The sequence below is a fragment of the Stenotrophomonas sp. SBJS02 genome (assembly GCF_020428325.2).
GTDB lineage: Bacteria > Pseudomonadota > Gammaproteobacteria > Xanthomonadales > Xanthomonadaceae > Stenotrophomonas > Stenotrophomonas africana.
In genome coordinates this window covers 2,647,722-2,670,224 of the sequence record NZ_CP109812.1, presented here as the reverse complement: position 1 = coordinate 2,670,224, position 22,503 = coordinate 2,647,722, and the positions used below count along the sequence as shown (strand labels likewise).

Annotated in this window: 24 protein-coding genes; 7 read left to right on the top strand and 17 right to left on the bottom strand. The window is 66.3% G+C overall.

Translation table 11 applies throughout. The annotated features are described in order from the left end of the window. Positions 1–27 precede the first annotated feature (27 nt). Entirely contained in the window at positions 28–672 is a 645-nt protein-coding gene (locus FQS62_RS12430; RefSeq protein ID WP_088479284.1) for a TetR/AcrR family transcriptional regulator, read from the bottom strand. Between the two features lie 123 nt (positions 673–795). Between FQS62_RS12430 and FQS62_RS12425 the strand changes: the two genes are divergently transcribed. Continuing rightward, positions 796–3,084, top strand: coding sequence for a TonB-dependent receptor (locus FQS62_RS12425; RefSeq protein WP_199120784.1), 2,289 nt, complete (start codon positions 796–798; stop codon positions 3,082–3,084). A 17-nt stretch (positions 3,085–3,101) separates the two neighbouring features. Beyond that, the gene (locus FQS62_RS12420; RefSeq protein WP_099589564.1) at positions 3,102–3,998 is read left to right on the top strand and encodes a tyrosine-protein phosphatase; all 897 of its coding nucleotides are present in this window, start codon (positions 3,102–3,104) and stop codon (positions 3,996–3,998) included. A 100-nt stretch (positions 3,999–4,098) separates the two neighbouring features. Here FQS62_RS12420 and FQS62_RS12415 read toward each other — a convergent pair whose 3' ends face one another. From FQS62_RS12415 to FQS62_RS12375, 9 genes are all read right to left on the bottom strand, one after another. Beyond that, positions 4,099–4,356 carry a hypothetical protein gene (locus FQS62_RS12415; protein ID WP_057499425.1) on the bottom strand — a complete coding sequence of 86 codons (258 nt, stop codon included), beginning with the start codon at positions 4,354–4,356 and terminating at the stop codon, positions 4,099–4,101. Then, complete coding sequence (locus FQS62_RS12410) at positions 4,353–5,705, bottom strand: TFIIB-type zinc ribbon-containing protein (protein WP_208043495.1); 1,353 nt, start codon at positions 5,703–5,705, stop codon at positions 4,353–4,355. Before FQS62_RS12410 ends, FQS62_RS12415 begins: the two co-directional genes overlap by 4 nt. Before the next feature lie 20 nt (positions 5,706–5,725). Continuing rightward, positions 5,726–6,865 (bottom strand): SPFH domain-containing protein, encoded by a 1,140-nt coding sequence (locus tag FQS62_RS12405; protein ID WP_208043496.1) that lies wholly within the window; start codon positions 6,863–6,865, stop codon positions 5,726–5,728. Positions 6,866–7,007: 142 nt separating this feature from the next. Further along, the gene (locus FQS62_RS12400) at positions 7,008–8,318 is read right to left on the bottom strand and encodes a transporter (protein ID WP_208043497.1); all 1,311 of its coding nucleotides are present in this window, start codon (positions 8,316–8,318) and stop codon (positions 7,008–7,010) included. Between the two features lie 46 nt (positions 8,319–8,364). Continuing rightward, positions 8,365–9,114, bottom strand: coding sequence for a hypothetical protein (locus FQS62_RS12395; protein ID WP_208043498.1), 750 nt, complete (start codon positions 9,112–9,114; stop codon positions 8,365–8,367). Positions 9,115–9,127: 13 nt separating this feature from the next. After that, on the bottom strand, positions 9,128–9,832 hold the full coding sequence (locus tag FQS62_RS12390; RefSeq protein ID WP_208043499.1) for a C39 family peptidase: 705 nt from the start codon (positions 9,830–9,832) through the stop codon (positions 9,128–9,130). A gap of 96 nt (positions 9,833–9,928) precedes the next feature. Beyond that, a complete protein-coding gene (locus tag FQS62_RS12385) occupies positions 9,929–11,245 on the bottom strand; it encodes a FapB/FapC family functional amyloid domain-containing protein (RefSeq protein ID WP_088479277.1) in 1,317 nt (438 codons plus the stop codon). A 43-nt stretch (positions 11,246–11,288) separates the two neighbouring features. Beyond that, complete coding sequence (locus FQS62_RS12380; protein ID WP_099589568.1) at positions 11,289–11,906, bottom strand: FapB/FapC family functional amyloid domain-containing protein; 618 nt, start codon at positions 11,904–11,906, stop codon at positions 11,289–11,291. Next, entirely contained in the window at positions 11,903–12,433 is a 531-nt protein-coding gene (locus tag FQS62_RS12375) for a FapA family amyloid fibril periplasmic chaperone (protein ID WP_099589569.1), read from the bottom strand. Before FQS62_RS12375 ends, FQS62_RS12380 begins: the two co-directional genes overlap by 4 nt. A gap of 396 nt (positions 12,434–12,829) precedes the next feature. On the opposite strand from FQS62_RS12375, the gene FQS62_RS12370 reads away from it, so the two are divergent. Then, a complete protein-coding gene (locus FQS62_RS12370) occupies positions 12,830–14,185 on the top strand; it encodes a sigma-54 interaction domain-containing protein (RefSeq protein ID WP_088479275.1) in 1,356 nt (451 codons plus the stop codon). Here the strand turns inward: FQS62_RS12370 and FQS62_RS12365 are convergent, their stop codons facing one another. From FQS62_RS12365 to FQS62_RS12350, 4 genes are all read right to left on the bottom strand, one after another. Beyond that, the gene (locus tag FQS62_RS12365) at positions 14,186–14,494 is read right to left on the bottom strand and encodes a DUF6958 family protein (RefSeq protein ID WP_088479274.1); all 309 of its coding nucleotides are present in this window, start codon (positions 14,492–14,494) and stop codon (positions 14,186–14,188) included. It abuts the gene before it with no gap. Beyond that, positions 14,487–15,023 carry a GFA family protein gene (locus FQS62_RS12360; protein WP_088479273.1) on the bottom strand — a complete coding sequence of 179 codons (537 nt, stop codon included), beginning with the start codon at positions 15,021–15,023 and terminating at the stop codon, positions 14,487–14,489. Before FQS62_RS12360 ends, FQS62_RS12365 begins: the two co-directional genes overlap by 8 nt. Positions 15,024–15,090: 67 nt before the next feature. Next, positions 15,091–15,972 carry a TolB family protein gene (locus FQS62_RS12355; protein WP_088479272.1) on the bottom strand — a complete coding sequence of 294 codons (882 nt, stop codon included), beginning with the start codon at positions 15,970–15,972 and terminating at the stop codon, positions 15,091–15,093. After that, positions 15,969–17,009: a hypothetical protein gene (locus tag FQS62_RS12350; protein WP_208043500.1), complete on the bottom strand. Its 1,041-nt coding sequence runs from the start codon at positions 17,007–17,009 to the stop codon at positions 15,969–15,971. The genes FQS62_RS12355 and FQS62_RS12350 overlap by 4 nt, the downstream gene beginning before the upstream one ends. A 91-nt stretch (positions 17,010–17,100) precedes the next feature. Here FQS62_RS12350 and FQS62_RS12345 point away from each other — a divergent pair, with 91 nt between their 5' ends. The 4 genes from FQS62_RS12345 to FQS62_RS12330 are packed head-to-tail and all read left to right on the top strand — an operon-like array spanning position 17,101 to position 19,154. After that, a complete protein-coding gene (locus FQS62_RS12345) occupies positions 17,101–18,027 on the top strand; it encodes a LysR substrate-binding domain-containing protein (RefSeq protein ID WP_208043501.1) in 927 nt (308 codons plus the stop codon). After that, positions 18,024–18,491, top strand: coding sequence for a helix-turn-helix domain-containing protein (locus FQS62_RS12340; protein WP_208043502.1), 468 nt, complete (start codon positions 18,024–18,026; stop codon positions 18,489–18,491). Before FQS62_RS12345 ends, FQS62_RS12340 begins: the two co-directional genes overlap by 4 nt. Positions 18,492–18,501: 10 nt before the next feature. Next, positions 18,502–18,927, top strand: coding sequence for a VOC family protein (locus tag FQS62_RS12335; protein ID WP_088479268.1), 426 nt, complete (start codon positions 18,502–18,504; stop codon positions 18,925–18,927). Then, positions 18,924–19,154 carry a hypothetical protein gene (locus FQS62_RS12330; protein ID WP_088479267.1) on the top strand — a complete coding sequence of 77 codons (231 nt, stop codon included), beginning with the start codon at positions 18,924–18,926 and terminating at the stop codon, positions 19,152–19,154. The genes FQS62_RS12335 and FQS62_RS12330 overlap by 4 nt, the downstream gene beginning before the upstream one ends. Before the next feature lie 6 nt (positions 19,155–19,160). Here the strand turns inward: FQS62_RS12330 and FQS62_RS12325 are convergent, their stop codons facing one another. From FQS62_RS12325 to FQS62_RS12315, 3 genes are all read right to left on the bottom strand, one after another. Beyond that, a complete protein-coding gene (locus FQS62_RS12325; protein WP_057499408.1) occupies positions 19,161–19,856 on the bottom strand; it encodes an HAD family hydrolase in 696 nt (231 codons plus the stop codon). A 103-nt stretch (positions 19,857–19,959) separates the two neighbouring features. Then, complete coding sequence (locus FQS62_RS12320) at positions 19,960–20,700, bottom strand: DNA/RNA non-specific endonuclease (protein ID WP_019337401.1); 741 nt, start codon at positions 20,698–20,700, stop codon at positions 19,960–19,962. A 288-nt stretch (positions 20,701–20,988) separates the two neighbouring features. Beyond that, positions 20,989–22,293: a hypothetical protein gene (locus FQS62_RS12315; RefSeq protein WP_208043503.1), complete on the bottom strand. Its 1,305-nt coding sequence runs from the start codon at positions 22,291–22,293 to the stop codon at positions 20,989–20,991. Positions 22,294–22,503: the final 210 nt, after the last annotated feature.

Genomic DNA, 22,503 nt, shown 5'->3' with positions numbered 1-22,503 from the left:
GTGCCGGCCAGCGGGCGGCACCACCGTTCAATCCGCCATCACGCGCCCAATTGCATCGGCCAGCAGGGCGCGTACCCGTTCCGGTGGCAGGTCGGGATCGCGCACGGCGCGCATGGCCAGGCCTTCTACCAGCAACCGCAGCAGCAGGGTGCGGCCGGCAATCTGCTCTTCGTCCAGAACCCGGCCAAGGCTGGCATCGCGCTGGCGCAGCCAGGCATGGATGGCGGCGCTGGTCTGCTTGTCATGGGTACGCAGCACACCGGCCAGCTCCGGATCGCGATGGGCTTCGGCATTGATTTCCGCGTACAGCGCAACGCTTGCAATCGCATTGCCGTGAATAGGCAGCACTTCACCGCGCGCCCATTGCTGATAGCACGCGAGCAGGCCATCGACCAGGTCCGAGGCCGCCGGCATCTCGCTGATCGAGGCCTGGTCGTGACGCAGCTGGCGCTCGATCAGCGCCAGGATCAGGGCGCGCTTGTTGGCGAAATAGCGGTACATCAAGCCTTGGCTGATCTCGGCCTCGGCGGCGATATCGCCGATGGACCCGGCGTGAAATCCACGAGTGATGAAGCACTTCTGGGCGGCGTCGAGGATGCGCCGGCGCTGGGCCTCGGCATGGGCTGCAGCAGGATCTTCGGCGGTCGGGGCTACGGCGGATCTCGGCGTCATTGCGTGAGGTCAGGGCGTCCAGAGGCGGGATAGTACGTCACAAAAGGTGTGAATGAACGGTCATTCATTTGTAATTCCCGCCTCCCAGACTGCGCCGGCCTTCTCCTTCCGCGAATGAGTCCGATGCGCCACGCTATGCTGCACCGCCCGCTGCTCACCCTCGCCATCGCCGCCGCTCTGCCGGCGCTGGCCCATGCCGAAGACAGCCCCAGCGCCGACGCCAGCGCGTCCGCCGATGCCGCACGTACCGTGGTCGCCCTCGACCAGGTAATGGTGACCGCCCAGAAGCGCGCCACCAACCTGCAGGAGACGCCGATCTCGGTGTCGGTGGTCGATGCCGAAGCGCTGAAGGATCGCAGCGCGATCTCGCTCGGCAGCCTGTCCGATGGCTCCATCCCGTCGTTGCGGGTCACGCCGTTCGCCACCCGCAGTTCCGCACTGAATATCGGCATCCGTGGCATCGGCGCCTCCGGCGACGCCAACCAGCCGGCGCGCGATGCCGGCGTCGGCATCTACGTCGATGGCGTGTTCATGGGCCGCGCGCAGGGCCTGGGCAGCATGCTCTACGACGTGGAGCGCATCGAAGTGCTGAAGGGCCCGCAGGGCACGCTGTTCGGCCGCAATACCGAAGGCGGCGCCGTGAGCATCGTGACCAAGGCGCCGACCGGCGAGTTTGGCGGCAGCGTCAGCGCCGGGGTGTCCAACTTCAGTGGGTACAACAGTGCGCTGCACCTGGACCTGCCCAAGGTGGGCGATGTCAGCTTCAAGATCGACGCCGTACAGGCCAAACGCGGCGGCACCACCGACAATCCCATGCGCGGCGAGCGCGACTTCAACAGCTACGACAAGCGCGGCGCACGCCTGAGCGCGCTGTGGCAGCCGAGCGATGACTTCTCGCTGCTGTACGCCTTCGACCGCTCCTACGATGCCACCACGCCGTATCACACCCAGGTCCTGGTACCGGGCGCCTACCTCAGCCCGCTGCAGAAGGCAGGTGCCAGCCAGGACCGCCGCGACAGCGCCATCCTGGGCGGGCCGCAGGAAGACAATATCGGCCGCACCAGCGGCCATCTGTTGAACCTGTCGTGGGCATTGAATGACAACCTTGAGCTGAAGTCGATCAGTTCCTACCGCGAGCTGACTCAGGGCCAGTTCGACATGGGCCTGGTCGATGCGATCTCGGCCTATGGTGGCGCCGGCACGCCGTTCGGCCGCTACAGCCTGGCCCAGGTCTACCAGCACCAGTACAGCCAGGAATTCCAGCTGATCGGTAACACCTCGCAGGTGCAGTTCCTTGGCGGTGCGTTCTACTACCACGAGACCGCTGGCGACAATGCACAGACCCCGAACATGCTGGTGTGGGGGCCGGGTGGCAACAGCTACACGGTGAACCCCGCGACCAATCCGCTGGATCTTTCCCGGGTGCGTATCGACCGTGCCAGCAAGGCGTGGACCGACAGCCTGGGCGTGTTCGGCCAGGCCACGTGGACACCGGAAGCACTGCAGCGCCTGCACCTGACGGCCGGCGGTCGCTACACCCGTGATGACAAGAAGGGCAACCTGTACATCGTCAACGGTGCCGCCACCAACCTTGCGTTCAAGGACCGCTGGAGCCGCTTCGACCCGATGGTCAACATTGCCTACGACCTTGGCGAACACGCCATGGTCTATGCCAAGTACAGCACCGGCTTCAAGGCGGGTGGCGCCAACTCACGTTCGACCAATTACGCGGCCTTCGGTCCGGAGGAAGTGACGGCCTATGAGCTGGGCTTCAAATCGCAGTTCTGGGACAACCGTGCACGCCTGAACCTGGCCGTGTTCGATTCGACCATCGCGCACAAGCAGATGGACTTCTCGCTGCCGTTCGACCCGAACAGCGGTGAAACACGCACCACCATGGTCACCACCAACGCACTGAGCGATGGCAAGTCCCGGGGTGCGGAGCTGGAATTCAACGTGATGCCGGTCGACAACCTCACCCTCGGCCTCAACTACGCCTACACGAAGATCGATGCGCAGACAGCAACCGACCCGTTCGGCGCTGGCGTGCAGGTGACCGTGCAGCCGCTGCTGGCACCGAAGAATGCGGGCAGCCTGTCGGCCGACTATCTGGTGCCGTTCGCCAACTTCTCGGCACTGAAGTTCCATTTGGACGGCAACTGGTCCGACGGCTACTACACCAGCGAGTACGACCAGATGCTCACCGACAGCTCGTTCGTGGTGAATGCACGGGTGGCATTGGTGGATGTGCCGGTCAACGGCACCGGCACCACGATGTCGTTCTCGCTGTGGGCACGCAACCTGCTGGATGAGCAGCACCTGTTCTACAAGATCAACAGCGCGGCGCTGGGCCAGAGCGGCATCTTCAACGACCCGCGCACCTTCGGCCTGGATGTGGCCGTCAACTTCTGATTCGAACGGAGAACCCCATGAAGACCCGCCATACCGAACTCGCCCTGGCCCTGATGCTGAGCCTGCCGCTGGCCGCGACGGCTGTTGCCGCTGATGCGCCGCAGGCCGTCGCCGCGAAGGCGCCCGCCGCTGCCAACGTGAAGCCGGTCGCTGCCGATGCGCAGCGGGTGATTCCGTTGCAGGGCGCCTGGAACGTGCGTACGTTCGCCGGCCTGCAAGGTCGCCACGGCCCGATTCCAGCCGATGCGTTCGTGCGTACCGCTGATCTTGGGCGCCTGACCGAAGCCGACCGTGACGCTTTGGCTGCCGCTGGCGTGAAGCTGGACATCGATCTGCGCACCGCCGATGAGGAAGCACAGTCGCCGGACCTGCTGGCCAGGGACGACCGCTTCGACTACCAGCGCATCTCGCTGATGGGTACCGAGAAGATGGACCTGCAGAAGATGATGACCAGCTTCCCAGATTCGCTGGGCGAAGCCTACGTGCAGTGGCTGGGCCACAGCCAGCCGCAGTTCAAGCAGGTGTTCCAGCGCATTGCCGCGCAGCAGGACGGTGCGGTGCTGTTCCATTGCACGGCCGGCAAGGACCGCACCGGCATCATCGCCGGGCTGCTGCTGGACCTGGCCGGCGTGCCCAAGGCCGAGATCGTGCACAACTACGCGATCTCCGCGCATTACCTGGAAGGGCAGCCGAAGGACAGCGCGATGAACGCGCAGATCATGGCGCTGGTCAAACAGAACCCCGAGATCGCACGCAAGATGGCTGGCATGTCCGGTACCGCACCGGACAACATGGAACAGTTCCTGGCCGCGCTGCACAGCCAGTACGGTGGTGCCGAGGGTTACCTGAAGTCGATCGGGGTGAGCGAGCAGGAGATCCAGCAGTTGAAGGTGCGGCTGGGGCAGGCCGGTTGACAGGTAGTGCCGGCCGCTGGCCGGCTCCCCTTTGATGTCCAGAGACTGAGGGAATGCCGGCCGGCGGCCGGCGCTCCCCGCAGCCAGGCATGGCCTTGCTCTATTCTTCGGGCTTCACCCTTACCACCCGTTTCCGGTACTCATACACGTTGTCACCGCGGATGCGCTTCTCCTCGGTGCCGGTAACCCGGCCCACCTGCTGGTCCGAGCCGGTGACCGGCTTGGCCTCGATGGCGGTCTCGTGCTCGAAGGAATGCGATTTGTCGGTGTTGCGGTAATAGCGGTACAGCGCCCAGTACAGCGCGGTTGCGCCGGCTGGTCCTGCCGCCAACAGCCAGAGGCCACTGTCGTCGCTCATGTCGATGCCACCAGGAAGGCAATTGCGAGGGCTTCAATGACGGTGCCGGTGGCCAGTGCCGCCAGCAGCATCTTCCATTGCTGCACGGGCACGCTGCCCATGGTTTCGCCGGTACGGCCGTTCACCGCGATGTAGTGCAGCATGCCGCCGTTCTTGCCGGGCTGGTGGTACGAGTACAACCACACCGGCAGGTACATCGACACCCATCGGGTGCCGCGCACTTCCAGCTGTTCCTGCTCCCAGCGCACGCCGCGGTTGTAGCGCTTCACCGAGCCTTCCACCTGTGCACGGGCAATGGACAGCAGCTGGTCTTCCAGCCGTGGCCGCAGCTTTTCGACATCCAGGTTGCGCTTCTCCGAAGTGAAGCCGGCCAGGTACGAGGCGTTCCACTTCACGGCGTTCTTGGTGTCGAACGGCAGGATGGTGTTGATGATGTTGTTCGTATTGGCGCGGGTATCGAGATTGCCGCGCTCGGCTGAGGATTCCAGGGGCAGGTCATCGACGGTGAAGTCGACCTGGCGTTCGACCTGGTAGACGTCTGCGTCATACAGGGTGCGCTTGTTCTTCTCGCTGCCCACCGTGTACTCACGCGTCTTGATCTCGCCCTTGCCGGCCACGGCCGCGCTGACATTGCTGTCGACGATCATGTAGGGCAGGAACACGCCCACCACGTTTTCCGGGGTGAACTGGTCCTTGAACGCCTTCAGCGCGAACATGCGGCGCTTGTCGACGAACTGGCGGATGCGCGCGACCGCATCGTCCTTCTTGATGTGGAAGGGCAGCACCGCATCGGGCACCGCGCCGTTGGCGATCTGCTCGTTGACGCCAAACACGTGGCGGCACCAGTGGCAGCGCGCCGTCATCGTACTTTCGGTATTGACCGTGACTTCGGCGCCGCAACCGGTGCATTTGAACGTCATCAGTGCCGAGGTGTCGGCATCGATGTCACGCGCACCGGAGGCAATGACCGTACCGCGCAGCTGGTCGATGGCGTCGCCCAAGCCGAATTCCTCCTCGACGCGTGCGCCATGCCATTCGTGACGGCAGTACAGGCAGACGAGGATGTCGGTGCCGGCCTTGGGCCGGATGTCAGTGGCGCCGCACTTCGGGCAGCGGTTGAGGCCGTCCTTCAGCTCGCTGGCCGAGGTATCGATGGCCACAGGATCGGGCGCTTCCACTTCATCGCGGATGGCCTGTGGCACCTTCGAGGTGTCCAGCGGGAAGCTGCCGGGCAGGGGAGGGACGTCCTGCGGCGAACCGGGCCCATCCAACGACGCCGCCGGCAAGGGCGGCGGCGTCGCGGGCGCGGATCCGGGCAGCGGCGGTGGGCCGTGTCGGGGATCGGACATGTCGGTTGTGCGTCCTGCTGTTACAGGCCCAGTGCCTTGGCCTTGAGCGCGTCGTAATCGCTCTGGGTGATCAAGCCCAGGTCCAGCATTTCCTTGGCCTTCTTCAGCTTGGCCACCGGATCGTCGGCAGCCGGGGTGGCCGGCTGCTGCATGCCGCCGACACCGAACATGCCCGAGGCCATGCCGACACCTACCAGGCCCGCCGCACCGCCGTTCTCGCCGGCCGACTGGATGCCCTGGGCGACGCTGGCCTGCAGGTTGGAATTGCCGCGCGAACCGGACAGCGCATCGGCGCGCTGCACGGTCTTCAGCAGTTCGCGGGTGTTGGCGTCGTACTCGATCGAGACGATGGCGGTCTTGACGATGGCCAGGCCGCGGTCGGACTTCCACTGGTAAGCCTGCTCGACGGCGGCCGACAGGCTCTGCGCGAAGCCCAGCGAGTCCTGCTGCAGCTTGGTGATGCGGTTGCCCTTGCCCGGATCGTTGGTATACAGGCTGAAGGCCGGGGCCAGCGAACCGACCACTTCATTGAACAGCTGGCTGGCAGCGGCGTTGTCCAGATCGGTGAAGTCGAACACCTGGCCCGGCCGCAGGTAGCTGGCCGGTACGAAGTTCTTCACGAACAGGATCGGGTCGACGATCTTCAGCGTGTACGAGCCGCGGGTGATCGCACCGACCTGGGTATTGAGGAAACCGTCGTCCCAGTAGATTTCCGACTGGGTGCCGAAGCGGTTGTCCGGCAGTTCCTTCAGCGAGACGAAATACGCGGCCTGCTGCGAGCCCGGCTGGCCGCCGAACTTGAAGCGTTCCCAGCTCTGCTTGATGAAGGTGCTGACCAGGCCGTCGCCGGCGAAGATCGACTGCGAGTTCAGATCGTCCGAACGCCACTCATAGCCACCCGGTTCGGCGACGAACGCAGTGATCGCGCCGTCCTGGAACAGCAGCAGGCCGTAGCCCTCCGGCACGATGATCTTCGAGCCGTTGGTGATGATGTTGGACGAGCCGCTGGTGTTGGAGCCGCGGCCGGCATTGGTGCCCTGCGGCACCGCCGCGAAGAGGGCGGCCGTGGACGGCAGGCCTGCCGGCACGGTGTAGAAGTCCTTCCACTGGTCGGCCAGCACACCGCCCACCGCACCCTTCACCGCCTGTACCAGACCCATGACCAACTCCCTGTGATTCGAGGGCAGGCACCATGCCTGCCGAGCTGGACTGAATATAGCAGCGGGCAGGGACTGCTGTGGTGCCGGAAGATGAATCCGCGCCGTTCCCATGCCGTGCGCAGCGCCGGGCCGGGCGCTGTCGCTACAACATGTACGGGATCTTGAAGGCGAGAGTGAAGTCCGGCGCGTCCGGGGTCAGCCCGATGCCCAGCAGCGTCACCAGCGTGGTGTGCTGGTTCAACGCGTAGGTCACGCCCAGGTTCAGTGACGCCGCATTGGCGTCACTGCCGATCACCTTCATCCATTTGCCGCCCTGGAAGCGGGTGGAGGCGCGGGCGCTGATGCGGTCACTGAAGGACAGGCTCAGGCTGGTCCGCTCGTTGAACGCAAAGGCCACGCCTGCGCCGAAGTACACCGAGCCGCCCAGCTTCACGTCGCCCGGATTGACCGTGTCGGGATTGCTGTCGATGTCGCTGAAGCCGCGCGGGATGGAGTGCACGTAACCGATGTTGGCAAACAGGATGGCCGGGTCGGCGGTCTTCACCATCGACAGGCCAAGGTTGGCCTGCCATACGCCATTGCCGGTGGGTTGCTCGCGTGGCACGGCGAAGCGGATGTAGTCATCGTCATCGCGCTCGATCACCTTCCAGTCCAGGCCGTAGGGTGCGCGCCCGGTGGGGGCGGTGACACCGGCCGTAAGCACGGTCTCCAGGCGCCAGCCGCGTTCGCCGAACAGCCGGTAGTTCGCGCTCAGGCCAATGTCGCCCAGGCCGTTGCCGTTGGTCTGCTCCTGCGCGATGGCGGCCGCTGCACCGCCGGCGCCGCCTTTCTGATACACGGTGCGCCGCGCCAGGTAGGGCACATCCAGGTTGAGCGTCAGGTTCGGGCTGACGCCCCAGCGGGCCGCCACGTTGTAGGTCAGCGAGTCGGACTCCACGTTCTCGATGGCGATATTGCCGAGGAAGATCGCGTCCAACGCGAGGAAGCCGTTGAGGGTGAGCTGCTTGCGGTCGTAACGGGCGTAGGTGAGGCTGTTCTCGATGGTGAAGCGACGGGAGAACAGGGCCGATTGCTGCTGCTTCACGTCGTCCACGCTGCGCCGCGACTCCTGCCTGGCCTGCTGGGCCTCGGCAGCGGTACTGGCATAACCTTCGCTGCCCGGCGACGTCTGTAGAGTCGAGCCATGCTCGACTGCCGCGCCCGTGCCGGTTGCCGCCGCCGTTGCCGGCCCAGTGGCGCCCGTACGCCCGCTCAACCGCGCCTGCATGGCCTGCACCTGCATGTCCAGTTCGCGCAACCGCCGCACTTCCTGTGCGTAGTTGGCCTTCAGCTGTTCCAACTGGTTGGCCAGCGCCTGCACGTCGGCGCCGTCGTCCCCTGTGGGCGGGGCGGCGAGCGCGGTGCCCGCCAGCGCCGCCAGCGCCAGCGGGGTGATCCTCAGAAGGGTGTGCATGTTCGTGTCCTGCGTTGTGAAGCGCTTCCCCCGATGCCGCGCCGCGCTACTGGCCCGGCCCCATGCCGCGGTTCAACGCAATCGCCTGGGCCACGTTCTGGCTCAACGGCAGGTTGCCGCCCACGGTGTTGCGAACCAGCTCCAGCCGCAGTTGGTTGCTGGCGATCTGGCCATCACCGGCCAGGGCAATGCCCTGGCCGACGCTGCCATTGCGGATCCACTGTTGCACCAGGCCCTGGCCATCCACCTGCAGCTGCAGGCGTGCCTGGTTGCCGTCCAGCACTGCGGAGGCCGAGACGCCTGCGCCCTGTGCACTGAGCGAATGGGCACCGTCACCCGACAGGGCCGGCACCGCGCCATTGCGTACCACCAGCGTGGTCGCATTGCGGGCGACGTTGCCATCGCCGGCCACCTGTACGCTCTGCACCAGGCCGCTGGCGTTGGCCAGGCCGCTGCTGTCGATGCTGCGGCCGCGGGTGTCCGGCAGTGGCGCATCAGCAGCGGTCACATGCACGCTGGGCTGGAAGCTCAGCTTCGGCGCACCGCCGCCGCGGAAGTCCATGGCCAGGGTCAATGCGCCCTGCAGGGTGGCGCCGTTGCCGGCCTGCCACTGCGAAACCATGGTCACCCCGAACCAGGCCACGTTGTTGCCGCCCACGGTGTAGCGGCCTCGCATCAGGCTCAGTTCCGGGTCCGGAATTTCCTTCAGGCCGCGACCGGGCGTGCCCTCTGCCGCCTGCAGGGGCAGGGTAGGGAAGGCCAGCAGCAGGGCCATCATCAGCGGTTGGCGGAACATGGTCGAACCTCCTTCAGAACAGGTCGGCATGGCTGAAGCCGAAGTCGACCAGTTCGGCATCGGTGATCGGCCCCTGCCGCGCATACAGCGCGCGCGCACTGGGCCGTTCGCTGGGTTGCAGCAGGGCGGTGTTGCGGTCGAAGTCGCTGCCGATCACCACGAACACTGCGCGTGATGGCCAGGCCGCAAGGAATTCAGGCAGCGCCAGGCTGCGGTTGCCAAGGATCGGGTCGGCCACCTCGACGATGCCGTTGCGGACCTGCTTGAGCACCACGAAATGGCGGAAGCCGCGCACGTCCATCAGCACCAGGCCGGGGACGCGCAGGGTGCGCAGACGGGATTCGTCGATACGGTAGCCGCGGCCGCGCATGCCCAGCGATTCCACGTAGCGCTTGATGTCGAGCAGCGAAAAACCGCGCTCGGCCACCAGTGCGGGATCGGAGACCCCCATCATCCCCTCGATCACCGTCGCCTCGTCGGTATCCAGGTGGTAGGCGTGGCGCAGGATGGTGGCCAGCGCGGCGGCCCCGCAGCTGTAGTCGGTGTGCTGGCGCACCACGTTGCGGTAGCGCCGCTCCTGCATGCTCTCCACCTTCTGCTGCAGCAACGCGCCATTGGGCAGTACGCCGCTGAAGCGCACCTCGCCCGCCCACGCGGAGGCGGTACCCAGCAGCAACAGCATCGCCAGCAGGCACATCGAAAGACGGCAACGGATCATCACGTTCTCCGGCAGAGGGGAGCCCCTGTCCCAAGGGGGAGGAGGAACAGGGGCTCCCGGGAACCCGGCCATTGGCGGACGGCCGGGGTGTTGCGCTTACTCGCCGCTGCCACCACCACCGCCGGTGCTGGGCTGGGCGACTGCCAGGGCAAGGCTGTTGGCCTGCAGGTTGCCGGTGCCGGAAGCTACGTTCACGCCGATGTTGCCGGAGGCGCCGGAGAAGGCGCTGCCCGACAATGCCGAGGTGTTGGTCGCGTTGACGTTCACCCAGCGCGTGGTGCTGACCGTGCCGCTGAGGCTGGCATACAGGTCGGCCACGCCCAGTTCGACGAACTGGCTGGTGCCACTCTCACGCGTGTCGAAGCCCAGGCCGCCCACCCCCGGCCGGTTGGGGTTCATCGTGGCGTTCTGGATCTGGTTGTCCAGGTCGATGTGGCCGGTGCTGTTGCCACCCGGGTGCGGCAGTTCGCCATTCCAGGTGTCCAGATAGTAGTTCGCCATCTGGTAGGCGTTGCCGGTGCCGCGGTAGGTACCCGCGCCATAGGCCAGGGTCAGGCCGCTGACGCCGCCATGCATGCCGACCTGCACGGTATCGGTGTAGGACTGCACGAAGCCGGCGTTGCTGACCGTGTTGCCGGTGGAGACCTGGTTCGAACTGATGCTCGACTGCGCCACCGCCGTGGTCGCGACCGAGGCCGCGAGCGCGTTCTTCTGCTCGTTGTTGTTGCCCGAGGCGATGTTCACGCCGATGTTGCCGGACGCGCCTCCGAAAGCGTTGCCGCCAAGACCTGCGGCGTTGGTGACGCCGGAGTTCATGGTGGCGTTGCCGAAGCCGGCCTGGTTGACGAACACCTCGGCGTCAGCCATGCCGAAGCTGAAGGACGCATCGGCAGCGGACAACGACGCGGCATTGTCCTGGGCATTGTTGTCGCCGGAGACCACGTTGAAGCCGAGATTGCCCGATGCGCCGGCCCCCACGCTGTCACCGATGGACGCACTGTTGGTGACCAGGCTGTTGCTGGTGGCGTTGTTGCTGATCGACTGGCGGTTGTCGATCACGGCAATGGCCGCCGAGTCGAGGTCGATGTCGCCGGTGATGTTCGGATCGCCGGAGAAATTGATGTCGGTGCTCAGCCGCAGGTCCTTCTCCAGGTTCACGTCGACGCCGTGGTTGTTCTTCTCCTTGCGTTCGTCGGCCTGGATGTTGCTGTGCTTCTGCACATTGACGTTGACGGTGCGGTTGCGCACGTCGTTGTCGGTGTGGTTGTGCGTATCGTTGCGGGTTTCACTGACGGTGTGGTTGTGGTTGATGTTCGCGTTGGCGTTCTGGTTGTCCCAGCCATTGGCCGCAGCGGCGGTCGAGGCAGTGGCAATCGCCATGGCGAGCATGGTCTGTTTGACGGTCGCTTTCATGGTGCCCTCTCTCTCATCAGGTGGTGCATCGGTTGGGTGGTTGTCACGGGCGGTCCTGCACGACCAGGCCCAGTACGTTGGCCGTGTCGTTGCCGTTGCCCGCGATCTGATTGAGTTGCAGGACCCCGTCGAATCCCTGCAGCGCGGTGCTGGCTACACCGGCGCTGCGGGTGCCCGTCGCGACGCCGCGACCGGTGTCGTCCCGCCCCCCTGCCAACGCGGAACCCTCGGCGGCCAAGGCCGTATCGTCGGTTTCGCGTATGCCCTGTCGGGCCAGCGTCGCGCTGACGACGTTGAGCGTCGTGTTGGCGATGCCGCTGGCCTGGTTGATGGATGCGATGCCGCTGGCACCGGCCAGTGCGTCGCCGCCAATGAATGCAGTGGCCCGCAGCGGCCCGGACAGCACGCGGTTGCCCTGCTGCAGTTGCCGCGCATTGGTCGCCACGTCGGCGCGATCGCCCTTGGCGATACCCCGCAGGTTGGCCTGCACATTGAGGTCGCCGGCGGCCTGGTTCACGGCGATGGCGCCATTCGCCCCGGCCAGTGCGTGGCCGTCGATCCGGGCCACGTCGAGATAGGCGAGCATGCCGCTGTAGTCATCGGCCCGGGTCGCCGAGGGCGCGGCAGCGAGCAGCAGAAGCACGCCGTGCAGGGGCTTCATTTTCCACCTGCCGGGGCCGTGCCCTGCAGCGGGAACTGGGCCAGTGCGCCGCGCACGGTATCGGCGATACCGCGGGTGCTGCTGCCGACCGCACCGAGCGGCCCACTCATGGCGCCCCCCAGGCTGCTGCCGACCATGCCGTCGCCACTGCGGCCCAGCGTGCCGCCCAAGGCCTGCTGGGTGACCCGTTCAACGGTGGTTCCGCCCGGCGCCGCGATGGACACGGCCTGGCCGGCGCCCATGCCGGCATAGTCCTCATCGCTCAACTCGTCCATGCCGGTCGTCGTGCCGCCGTCACCCAATGCGGCGGCGATCTCGCGCTGCGGCTTCGGGTCGGCAATCAGCGCCATGCCCGGTGGTGCCATGCGATAGGCCGGCCGCGCGGAGACGTCCCGCAACAGGACGATTTCGCCCGGTTGTGCCTTCACGCCCTGGCGGGCGCCCGACGCGGACGCGACGGCGCCAACCGACAGCAGAGCTATTGCCAGCGCTGCGGCCAAGCCGCGAATCAGGGTGGTGCCGTCCATGCCGATCTCCCGCGATGGGTGCGGCGGAACCACGCATCAACCGTGCCAACTCCGAAGCGCCCACGCGCCAACAGGGTGACCGTGCCGCACCTGACCGGGTTGCTGCCATGCTGTTACAGGCACGTCGCGGAATCGTCGGGATTTCGAAGCGCCAGGCACCGCAGGGCAAAGGCTGCGGGCGACTGTCGCATCGGTGTTACAGGTGGCGTCGCCGTCTGCTACGGTGCCGCTTCAGCCAGGAATTTCTTGACGCACTGCTCATTGCGCCGCCGTTTAGGGAAGCGCTAGGATCCGCCCAACAAGGGCCACCCCGGTGGCCGTAGAGGTCCCGGCGGGGGGCGGCACGCCGGTGATTGCCTGACAGTCCGCCGACGGTGTCCGGATGCTGGGGGAAGCATGGCAGCGGTCCCGGAGGCTTCTACGTCACGTTGCGTGCTCTGGTTTGGCGAGCCGCTGGCAAACGAGCGCAGTGCGCTGGCGGCAGCGGGCTGGTATGTGCGCAGCATCCATCCCGATCCCGCCATGGCGATTGGCCTGCGTGGGCGCGATCGATTGCTCGCCGTACTCGATCTGCGCCATTTGGATTCAATGGCATTGCAGCTGCTCACCTCCTGGATGGAGCAGCATCTGCATCTACCCTGGTTGGCGGTGCTTCCACCCGGTGCAGGTGTTGTACCTCCGGTGTGGTTGCCGCTGCTGGCGCGCTGCCGGGGGAGGTTCACCCTGCCATTCGGGCTGCAGGAGCTGATCTGCGCGATGCGCCAGCAGTTTGATGCGGATGATCCGTCGATCGAAGAGGCCTGTGGTGGGCAGGGACCACGTGCCCTGATTGGAGAAAGTCCTGCGCTGCATGCGGTGCGCACCGTGCTGCACAAGTTCGCACCGGTGGAACTGCCGGTGCTGGTCACCGGCGAAACCGGTACCGGCAAGGAGTTGGCGGCGCACGCGCTGCATGCGCTGTCGGGGCGTGCTGGCAGGCCTTTCATTGCAGTGAACTGCGGTGCGATTCCGGCCAACCTGGTGCAGTCGGAGCTGTTCGGCCACGAACGTGGCTCGTTCACCGGTGCCGACAAGCGGCAGATCGGCGTGTTCGAATCAGCCCATGGCGGAACGGTGTTTCTGGATGAGGTGGGCGATCTTCCGGCAGAAGCACAGACCAGTCTGCTGCGCGTGCTGCAGGAGGGAACCTTCGAGCGCGTGGGCAGCAGCCAGCCGCTGCGCGCAGACGTGCGGGTACTTGCCGCGACCCACGTCGAACTGGAACACGCGGTGGCGCAGGGGCGGTTCCGCAGCGATCTCTACTACCGTCTGAATGTGCTGCGCCTGCTGATGCCACCGCTGCGTGAGCGCGGCGCCGACGTGCAGCTGCTGGCCGAGCACTTCCTGCGCTGCTTCCGGCTGCGCCACAGCGTGCGCGCACGTGGTTTCTCGCCAGTGGCGCTGCAGGCGATGCGGCGCTTCGACTGGCCCGGCAACGTACGCGAACTGCTGAACCGTGTGCAGCGTGCAGCGATCATGGCCGAAGGCGAGCTGATCAGCGAGCGTGACCTGGAACTGGGCGCATCGGCGGCGGCCCTGCCCGCGGCGATGCTGCACGATGCACGGGGGCAGGCCGAGCGCGATGTGCTGCTGCAGATCCTGCGCCAGACCGGCTACAACGTCTCCGAGTGCGCGCGGCAGATGCAGATATCGCGGGTGACGGTGTATCGCCTGTGCCGCAAGCACCGGCTGGAGCTGCCTGCGCAGCGCTGATCAGCCGGCCGCCAGGTGCTTGAACAGGCGCAACGGCTTGCCCGCGACGCGCTCGATCACGCCCTTGGCTTCCAGGTCCAGCTGCACGGCCTTCAACCACCAGCCGGCGGTGGCACCTGCCGGGAACAGGGCGGCGGGCAGATGTGGCAGCAGTGCCTGTTTTGCCTGCGCAACGGTAAGGCCGGGCGGTTGCGCAGGCAGGGCCCGCAGCAGGGCATGGCGCATGGCGAGATACTTGGCACGATCCACGCGCTGGATGTGCCCGGGCGTGGTGATGCTCTCGATCTCGATCCGCTCGGGCTCAGACATGGGTATCTCCCGCGACCTCGATGCGTGGGCTGCGGAAGCCCATGGCGACCCACGCCTTCATCAACCGGGCATAGAACCGCAGCGACCGGGTTTCCAGGTTCGGCACATCGTCGGGAAGGACAGACGCATCAGGAAGATCACTGACCATCGTCCGCATCTCCACGGCGGGTCTTGCCGATGCCGGCCACAACAGGCCATACAGGCTCAGCCAATGGCCGCCGCTGAACTCCAGGAAGAGTGGTGTATTGCAGCATCCCGCCACGACGCGGCGGCTGCCACCCCTGCTGGACAACCGCAACGCGCGCAGCATGGCATGTCCGGCATCGATGCTGACGCGATCCTTGCGCTGCATTACGAAGAGCGTCTGGCCGTGCGGGCCCAGTACGGCCGGTGCCCGGGGCATCGACTGCAGCATGGCGCCGGCCTTGCGGCAGCTGTCGCAGCAGCATTCGACGGTGGCGATGGGACTGCCGGTGGCGGTCAGGCGCACCTGGCCGCAGGCGCAGGCAAGGGACTGGTGTGAGGCCATCTGCGTTTTCTCCTGGGTAGTCATCCTCTCGACGAGCAGGGGCGCCGAGAATCGACAACATCTGGCTTCAAGGGCGCATCATCCGATAGCGGACGCGGTACAGGTCCAACCCTGCACCGTCTGCGCGCCGTGCCGAATAGGTCAAGGTGTCGGGTTGTGAGCCATCCAGCATCGCGCCGTAGCTGTCGCCGGAGGCTTCGTTCATGGGCGAGGGCAATGCAAGGCCCGCGTCATAACGGCCTCCATGCGCGTAAGCAATGAACTGGCGCACCGGTGCACTGCCGAAGTCCAGAGCGCGGGCAAACACCAGCGTCCGGCCGTCGCCCAGGAAGGTGGCATCGAACTCCTGCGCTGCGGTATTGAGGTCTCCGGCCAGTGGCCGTGCCGGCTGTGCCCTGCCACGGACCATCGCTGCGACGTAGAGGTCATGGCCACCCGCACCGCCTGCGCGATCGCTGGAGAACAGCAGCGTGGCTGCGTCCGGCGAGAGCATCGGCGCGAACTCATCGGCCGCGCTGTTCACTGCCGGGCCAAGATTGACCGGCTCCCCGAATCGACCGTCGCTTCCCATGCTGACCCGATACAGATCGTCGCCGCCCTGGCCGCCTGCGCGATCCGAACAGAAATACACCACGCGGCCATCGGCGGAAAAGGCGGGATCGAAGTCGCGCCCCGGCGTGTTGAACGGCACCGGCGTCGCCGGCCGCCAGCGCTGCCCGTCGTTGCGGGAGACCCAGATGTCATACCCGCCCGGACCGCCAGGCCGGTTGCGGCTGAACCACAGTGCGGTTTTCCCGTCCGGGCTCAAGGTCAGTCGAATCTCGTCGTACTGCGTGGATGCAACGCCCGGGGCAAAGCGTTCGGCCGGGCCGACGATCTGCAGCACCCTTGATGGAGACGCGGCAGGCGACGCAGCAACCAGCAGCATCACGGCCAGCAGCGCCTTCATGCCTGTCGCTCGAAGTCGCTGACCCAGTTGGTTTCCCAGCTGCGCCCACCATCGGCCGAGGCCGCCTGTTCCCAGCGCGCCGAACGCGGGGTGATGCGTGACCAGATCACCCGCGTCTGGATTGATCGACCGTCGTGCTGGTCTTCGCCGAAGAAGCGGCCGACACCGGCCTGGAAACCACCGCGCAGTGGCGCGCCGATCCGGGTCGGCTCCAGGCCATCCAGCCACCAGCTCAGCCAGTGCTGCTCCGCCGCATTCCAGGCGCGGATGCCCATGCCGCGCAGCGGTGCTGCAGGCACGTCCATCAGGTTGTCACCCACGTTGCCGAATCCTCCCAGTGCCGGCCAGTTGTGCAGGGTGCCGTTGAACGCGTCCCACGCATCGCTGCCTGCCAGCCGAGCGCGCAGGCGACGATGGCGCACGTTCCAATGGCCCACCAGGAAATCAAAATCGCCCGGTGCATCCGGCAGCTTCGGAAGCGGAGAGGGGATCGCAGCAGTGCGGCGGAACCAGTTGCGCCAGTTCACTTCCCAGTGCGCACCGGCATCGTCGGAGAACGCCTGCTCCCACCACGGCTCCTCGCCGTGGATGTCATGCCAGCGGAACCACACGTCGATGGGGCGTCCGTCGATCCGGTCGGTGCCGCGGAAGCTGCCTGCATCGCCCTCGAAAACGCCACGCACGGGGGCTTCGATACGGGCAGGGTTGCGGCCATCGATCCACCAGATCGACCACATGGAAGACACCGGATCGAATGCGCGCACGCCCAGGCCCCTGTAAGGGCCCGAAGGCAGCGCCATGATGTTGTCATCGATGGTGCCGAGTCCCCCCAGGGTGAGCCAGACCGCGCTGGAACCGGTGAAGGACTCCCAACGGGTATCGCCGACCAGGCGCTCCTTCAGGCGTCGGTGCCGGACCTGCCAGTTGCCCTGCAACCATTTCCAGTCTTCGCTGTGGCTGGGCAGGGCCCACCCGGAGGGCAGGGCAGTGGACGCCGCCGCGGCGGCCAGGGTGGCCAGGAACTCCCGTCGATCCATGTGCGTGATCCCTTGTCGAAAGTGCCTCCATCGTTGCGGACAGGAGGGGGATTGACCACGCAGATATCGGGGCTCAGGCTAAGTCACACTCATGGTCACCCAACGCCAGCTGCCATCGCTTGCCGCCATCCGTGCCTTCGAGGCGGCGGCGCGGCTGGGCAGCTTCGCGCGTGCCGCCGAGGAGCTAGACACCAGCGCGGCATCGGTGAGCTACCACGTGCGGCGGCTGGAGGCCCAGACCGGCACCTGCCTGTTCCTGCGCCACGCACAGCACGTGGAACTGACGGTGACGGGTGCCAGCGTCGCGCAGGAGGCCACCCGCGCATTCGATGCACTGCGCGCCAGCTTCATGCGCGCCGCTGAGATGGATGCGGCGCGACTGCGCCTGTCCGTGCTGCCGACGCTGGGCACCAGCTGGCTGACGCCGCGGCTGGGCACGTTCCGCGCCCGCCACCGGCAGTTCGTGCTGGAACTGGACCTGTCGGCAGCGCCGCAGGATCTGGCCGCCGGTCACTTCGATGCTGCCATCCGCAACGGGCATGGTGAGTGGCCCGGGCTGAAGGCCACGCCGTTGTTCCCCAGCATTTTTGCACCGTTGTGCGCGCCAGCGCTGGTGCCGGCGGCGCGTGGGCTGGGCAGCGCCGCGCTGGAGATTCCCCTGCTCGGGCGACCGGACTGGTGGGCCCTGTGGTTTGCCGCGCACGGGCACATTCCACCGCCGGCACCGGAGAGTTTCGTCACGCCCTTTGCCGTCGAGCATCTGGATGTCGGCGCCGCGATCGCCGGGCAAGGCATCGCCATCGGTTCGCCGATCCTGTTCCAGGCCGAGCTGGACAGCGGGCGGCTGGTGCAGGCGCATCCGGGTGTGGCCGGTGACGGCCGCAGCTTCTGGTTCGTGGCACCTACGGCGCGAAATGGCAGTGCCAAGGTCATTGCATTGCGTGACTGGCTGGTCGAGCAGGCCGCTGAGGCGCGGCATGCGGCACGCCACTATCTGGCCCAGGCGGTGGTGCCATGAACCAGAGCCCCGAACTGCTGCGGCGCCTGCTGCGTGCCAAGGACCGGATGGATCGCGCCAGCCACGAAGAGTGGCCAGTCGCGCGCCTGGCCGAGGTCAGTGCGGTGTCGCCGGCGCACTTCGCCCGCTCGTTCAAGCAGGCCTTCGGGCTGCCACCGCACCGCTATCTACTCAGCCGGCGCATTGAACGGGCCGTGGCGATGTTGCGTGACACCGACCTGCCGGTCACCGAAATCGCCGCGCAGACCGGGTGGAGCAGCCTGGGCACCTTTGGCCGCATCTTCCGTGACATCACCGGCGACAGCCCGGGCAATGTGCGTGAGCGTGAGCGTGAGCGTGCAGGCCAGGCGGCGTCGGCCTGCGTGCCGGAATGCCACGTACGTGCCGCGCAGCGACCGGACCTGAACATCGCAGTTTTGGAGAAGCGCCGCCGCGAGGCGGTTGCTAGCGTGGACCCCACCTGAGGGAGGTCCCATGACGAACACTGTGAACACGGTCGGCCTGTATGTGCGCGACCAGGATGAGGCGCTGGCGTTCTACGTCGGCAAGCTCGGCTTCGAAGTGCATACCGACGTACGCAATGGCAGCTACCGCTGGCTGACGGTACGCAGCCCGGGCCAGGACGGTTTCCAGCTGGGCCTTTTCGTGCCAGGCCCGCCCACCCACGATGCCGCTACCGCGCTTTCGCTGCAGCAGCTGGTGGCCAAAGGTGCAATGCCGCCCCTGGTGCTGGCCGTGGATGACTGCCAGGCGTGCTACACGCAATGGCTGGCACAGGGCGTGGAATTCACCCAGGAGCCGATCGAGCGCTATGGCGCGGTCGACGCTGGATTCCGCGATCCATCAGGCAATGGCTGGAAGATGATTGAAGCCCGTTCCGAGGCGAGGCGCCGGCAATGAGCCGCGGTGGCTGGGCACGGCCCGTGCATCGTTGGACCTCGATCGTGTTCACCCTGGCGGTGATCGCCAACTTCGTGGCGCGCGGGCTCGGGCAGGGCCAGCCTGCGGCGTGGATCACCTATTCGCCGCTGCCGCCGCTGTTCCTGCAACTGTTCACCGGCCTGTACCTGTTCGCGCTGCACTACGCCGGAAAGCGCCGCAGCGCCGCACTGGGCACTGCGGGCTGAGCAGGGTCAGGCGACGGCGTCCACCGCGTAGGCGGCAAGCAGGCCCGGCAGCTGGTCCATGCGCTGGAAAATTACCTTTGCACCGGCAGCGCGCAGGGCTTCGGGCGTACTGTGGTGCGGGCCACCCTCACTGAAGCCGAACACGGTGGCGCCTGCGGCAACGCCCGCAGTGGCGCCGGTGACGGTGTCCTCGATCACTGCACAGCGCGTCGGGTCGACGCCCAGCGCTGCAGCTGCAGCCAGGTACACGTCCGGGTGCGGCTTGGTGCGCGGCATGTCCTGGCCACTGAACACATGGGGGCCGAAGGCATCGAGGATGCCGACTTTGCCCAGCTGCAGCTTCACCTTGAGCAGATCGGCGCCGGAGGCGCAGGCGATCCGGCCGCCGGTGGCCGCAGCGATCGCACGCACGGCCTCGGGCGCCCCCTGGATCGCTTCAAGGTCACGTTCCAGTGCCCGGTTGCGCTGCTGGCGGAATTCTTCAAGCCATTCCTCGGTGAACGGCTTGCCGGTGCGCTCTGCGATCAGGCCAGCCAGATGGGCCACGGACTGGCCGAGGAAGACTTCACCCGCCTGCGCAGGGGTCAGCGGCCAGCCGCGTGCGGTCAGCATTTCCGAGAGAACGCGGGCGACCAGCGGCTCGGAATCGACGAGCACGCCGTCGCAGTCGAACAGCACGGCATCAAACGGAAAACGGGACATCTACAGCTCCAGGGGGCAATGCAATGGCGCAATTGCCCGCTATTTTCCCACAGCCATCCTTGCGGGGCACCCGGTCCGGGTGCCCCCATTCCCGGCAGGCCGGTCAGCCCAGGTCACAACCCGCCGGCTGCGGCCAGGTGCTGGCCGGCAGCATGTTCTTCAGCGAGGCCGGTGCGTTGATCGCGACGTAGCTCGCACCCAGCAGCTCCTCCAGATCGGCGATGGTCACCAGGTAGCTGTCGAGGCTGCCGAGATTGGCTTCGTTGGGAATGATCCAGCTGATCGCCTTGGCCGTGCCGGTGTTCGGGTCACGGGTGATGATGGTCTTCCAGAAGAACTCCGGTGTCGGGATGCCGTGGCTGGAAAGGAAGTAGTCGTTGGAGGCGTCGCCGTAGACCACGCCACCGTAGACATCCACCGGCGCGATGTCGCGGTAGCACTCAGCCACGTTCTCTGCCTTCACCCAGATGCCCTGGTTGAAGCTGGACACCTGCGGAACGATGTTGGTCATGTAGTTGGCGCGGCGGATGTAGGTCGCGTTGTAGTCCATGTGATTGGACGTGACGAGATGGCCACGGTCGTAGCCGGACTTGATGCTGGCGTAGGAGGCGGTGCTGGTCTGGCCGAGGCAGCCTGCCGGCAGGTCCGGATCCTTGTAGAAGCTGGACGGGCGCGCGGCCGAGCCGGTGTCGGCGGTGAGCGTGTACTCGTAGCGGGTGGCGCTGTGGATGCTGCAGTCGTAGGTGAGCACGAAGCCGCCCTTGTTGAGGGTGACGACCTGGGCCTGGGCAGCGCCAGCGAAGGCACTGAGGACGAATGCGAAGAAGAGGCTTGCAAGGCGCATTGCGGTTCTCCAGCAGAAGTTCAGGGCGCAGCCGTCCGCCACGACCGGGCCGAGGCGAAGTCATGGGGGGCGTTGCGGAGACGGGTGCTACGGATTGCGGTGAGACGTGACCGCGATGACAGGCCCGTGGAGGCCGTGCGGTGCCGTAAGCGTCACAAGCTGTCGTCTTTCGGTCAACGATGAAAAGACGAAGCTGTGACAGCGCGCAAGCACTGGAGATGTGTCAAATGGAGCAGGGCGTGGCTGAAACGCTCGCGTGCTAGAGCACCGCGATGCCTGCGGGTGTTGTCAGGGGTTCGCCTTCAGCACGTAATCGCCGTTGCGTGTTCCCGGTACCAGCAACCATCCTGGTTTCAGACTCAGCGACCACCCTGGACCCTGTAGCGGCGGGTCGGCAGTTGCGGGTGCCTGCACGAACACGGCCTTCCAGTCGCTCTGCATCAACGCTCCGTCGGTGACGTCCAGGCTGCCCCAGGTGTCGGTCAGCCGCATCGTTGGATATACCGTTCCACGGCCCGGCAACGGCTGCATCGTGTTGGGATTGAACTGGATGCGCATGCTGCGCAGATCCAGCCGCACGACCGGGCCTGTCACGAAGCGCGCACGGTTGTGTTCCAGCTGCGCAATGCGCTGCTGTTCGCGCAGCATTTCGGCTTCGCGCAGTGCCTGTCCGCCGTAGCGCGCAGCAGCGGCCCGCAGCTCGGTCGCACCCCGCTGCATCGGGGTCCGGGTCACTTCGGCCAGATGCGTGCCGAGGTCCCGGGCGGGGTGGGCGAGATGGTTGCGCCAGCCGGGGGCCGCCTGGTCCAGCAGCAGGCCATAGGCCGGACCGGTGGCATAGGCGAAAGAGCGAACGAAACTGCGATCGGCAACGTGCGCGCGAAGGTCATGCAGCGCCGCCTGGATACGTGTGGAGCGCGTTGGGTTGCCGACGAACACGCCGGTGTACTCGGCCAGGCCCTCGTTCAATTCCAGCGCCGCTTCTTCCTGCGCTGCCGCAGGGAACTGGCGGTGGCGCTCGGCGCGGAATGCGAGTGCGTCGGTCACCGCAGTGTGCTGCGCCATTGCATCGGTGGCCGTGAGCGCATCCGCAAGCGCGCGCCATTCCAGCTGCAGCCAGTAGCGTCCTTCAAGTGTGTCGAGGTGCTCGTTGCCGCCTTCGGTCGGCGCGGTGATGGGCAACGCCGGTTGCAACCGATGGAACATTTCGTGAGCCAGCAGCGTACTGCGCCTGGACACGTCCTGCGGCAATGGCCAGAGCAGTTGCGTCCAGCGTATGCCGGACCATTCCACGGCGGTGTTGGCAACGATCGCATCGGGCGGAAGCTGGCCCACGAACACCTCGCCACGCGCCTTCAACGCGCCGTGTACATCCGCATGCGAGGCGGTGACCTGCCGGCTCTTCGGATCGACCAGCATCATCGGCCCGCACAGGGATTGCCCCCACAGCTGGCCGCCATCGACCTGGCACAGGTGCTGTGCTTCGATGAAGATTCCGCGCGCGTCGGCGTCTGCGATCGGTGATTCAGCGGACCATGCCGGTCCTGCTGCACAGGCAACACCGGCAATCAGTGCAGTGCGGAAAATATCCATGGCATCCGTGCGTTGATGGGCGCAGGCAGTCATAGCACTGGACACCGTTGTCCTTCAACGACGGGCAACGAACGCGTTGCCGCTTCGGCGGCCGGGGCCATGGCTACGCCATGCAGGCGCACATCCATACTTTCGCGTACTGATCTCTGTCTTGCAGCTGTCACGAAAAACTGTGCGCCGCGTCAAATTTTGAGGTAGTGTCGATTCTGC

Bases quoted from the DNA above. Each gene is read 5' to 3' on its own strand.
- FQS62_RS12430 (WP_088479284.1), bottom strand. From the start codon at position 672: ATGACGCCGAGATCCGCCGTAGCCCCGACCGCCGAAGATCCTGCTGCA.
- FQS62_RS12425 (WP_199120784.1), top strand. From the start codon at position 796: ATGCGCCACGCTATGCTGCACCGCCCGCTGCTCACCCTCGCCATCGCC.
- FQS62_RS12420 (WP_099589564.1), top strand. From the start codon at position 3,102: ATGAAGACCCGCCATACCGAACTCGCCCTGGCCCTGATGCTGAGCCTG.
- FQS62_RS12415 (WP_057499425.1), bottom strand. From the start codon at position 4,356: ATGAGCGACGACAGTGGCCTCTGGCTGTTGGCGGCAGGACCAGCCGGC.
- FQS62_RS12410 (WP_208043495.1), bottom strand. From the start codon at position 5,705: ATGTCCGATCCCCGACACGGCCCACCGCCGCTGCCCGGATCCGCGCCC.
- FQS62_RS12405 (WP_208043496.1), bottom strand. From the start codon at position 6,865: ATGGGTCTGGTACAGGCGGTGAAGGGTGCGGTGGGCGGTGTGCTGGCC.
- FQS62_RS12400 (WP_208043497.1), bottom strand. From the start codon at position 8,318: ATGCACACCCTTCTGAGGATCACCCCGCTGGCGCTGGCGGCGCTGGCG.
- FQS62_RS12395 (WP_208043498.1), bottom strand. From the start codon at position 9,114: ATGTTCCGCCAACCGCTGATGATGGCCCTGCTGCTGGCCTTCCCTACC.
- FQS62_RS12390 (WP_208043499.1), bottom strand. From the start codon at position 9,832: ATGATCCGTTGCCGTCTTTCGATGTGCCTGCTGGCGATGCTGTTGCTG.
- FQS62_RS12385 (WP_088479277.1), bottom strand. From the start codon at position 11,245: ATGAAAGCGACCGTCAAACAGACCATGCTCGCCATGGCGATTGCCACT.
- FQS62_RS12380 (WP_099589568.1), bottom strand. From the start codon at position 11,906: ATGAAGCCCCTGCACGGCGTGCTTCTGCTGCTCGCTGCCGCGCCCTCG.
- FQS62_RS12375 (WP_099589569.1), bottom strand. From the start codon at position 12,433: ATGGACGGCACCACCCTGATTCGCGGCTTGGCCGCAGCGCTGGCAATA.
- FQS62_RS12370 (WP_088479275.1), top strand. From the start codon at position 12,830: ATGGCAGCGGTCCCGGAGGCTTCTACGTCACGTTGCGTGCTCTGGTTT.
- FQS62_RS12365 (WP_088479274.1), bottom strand. From the start codon at position 14,494: ATGTCTGAGCCCGAGCGGATCGAGATCGAGAGCATCACCACGCCCGGG.
- FQS62_RS12360 (WP_088479273.1), bottom strand. From the start codon at position 15,023: ATGGCCTCACACCAGTCCCTTGCCTGCGCCTGCGGCCAGGTGCGCCTG.
- FQS62_RS12355 (WP_088479272.1), bottom strand. From the start codon at position 15,972: ATGAAGGCGCTGCTGGCCGTGATGCTGCTGGTTGCTGCGTCGCCTGCC.
- FQS62_RS12350 (WP_208043500.1), bottom strand. From the start codon at position 17,009: ATGGATCGACGGGAGTTCCTGGCCACCCTGGCCGCCGCGGCGGCGTCC.
- FQS62_RS12345 (WP_208043501.1), top strand. From the start codon at position 17,101: ATGGTCACCCAACGCCAGCTGCCATCGCTTGCCGCCATCCGTGCCTTC.
- FQS62_RS12340 (WP_208043502.1), top strand. From the start codon at position 18,024: ATGAACCAGAGCCCCGAACTGCTGCGGCGCCTGCTGCGTGCCAAGGAC.
- FQS62_RS12335 (WP_088479268.1), top strand. From the start codon at position 18,502: ATGACGAACACTGTGAACACGGTCGGCCTGTATGTGCGCGACCAGGAT.
- FQS62_RS12330 (WP_088479267.1), top strand. From the start codon at position 18,924: ATGAGCCGCGGTGGCTGGGCACGGCCCGTGCATCGTTGGACCTCGATC.
- FQS62_RS12325 (WP_057499408.1), bottom strand. From the start codon at position 19,856: ATGTCCCGTTTTCCGTTTGATGCCGTGCTGTTCGACTGCGACGGCGTG.
- FQS62_RS12320 (WP_019337401.1), bottom strand. From the start codon at position 20,700: ATGCGCCTTGCAAGCCTCTTCTTCGCATTCGTCCTCAGTGCCTTCGCT.
- FQS62_RS12315 (WP_208043503.1), bottom strand. From the start codon at position 22,293: ATGGATATTTTCCGCACTGCACTGATTGCCGGTGTTGCCTGTGCAGCA.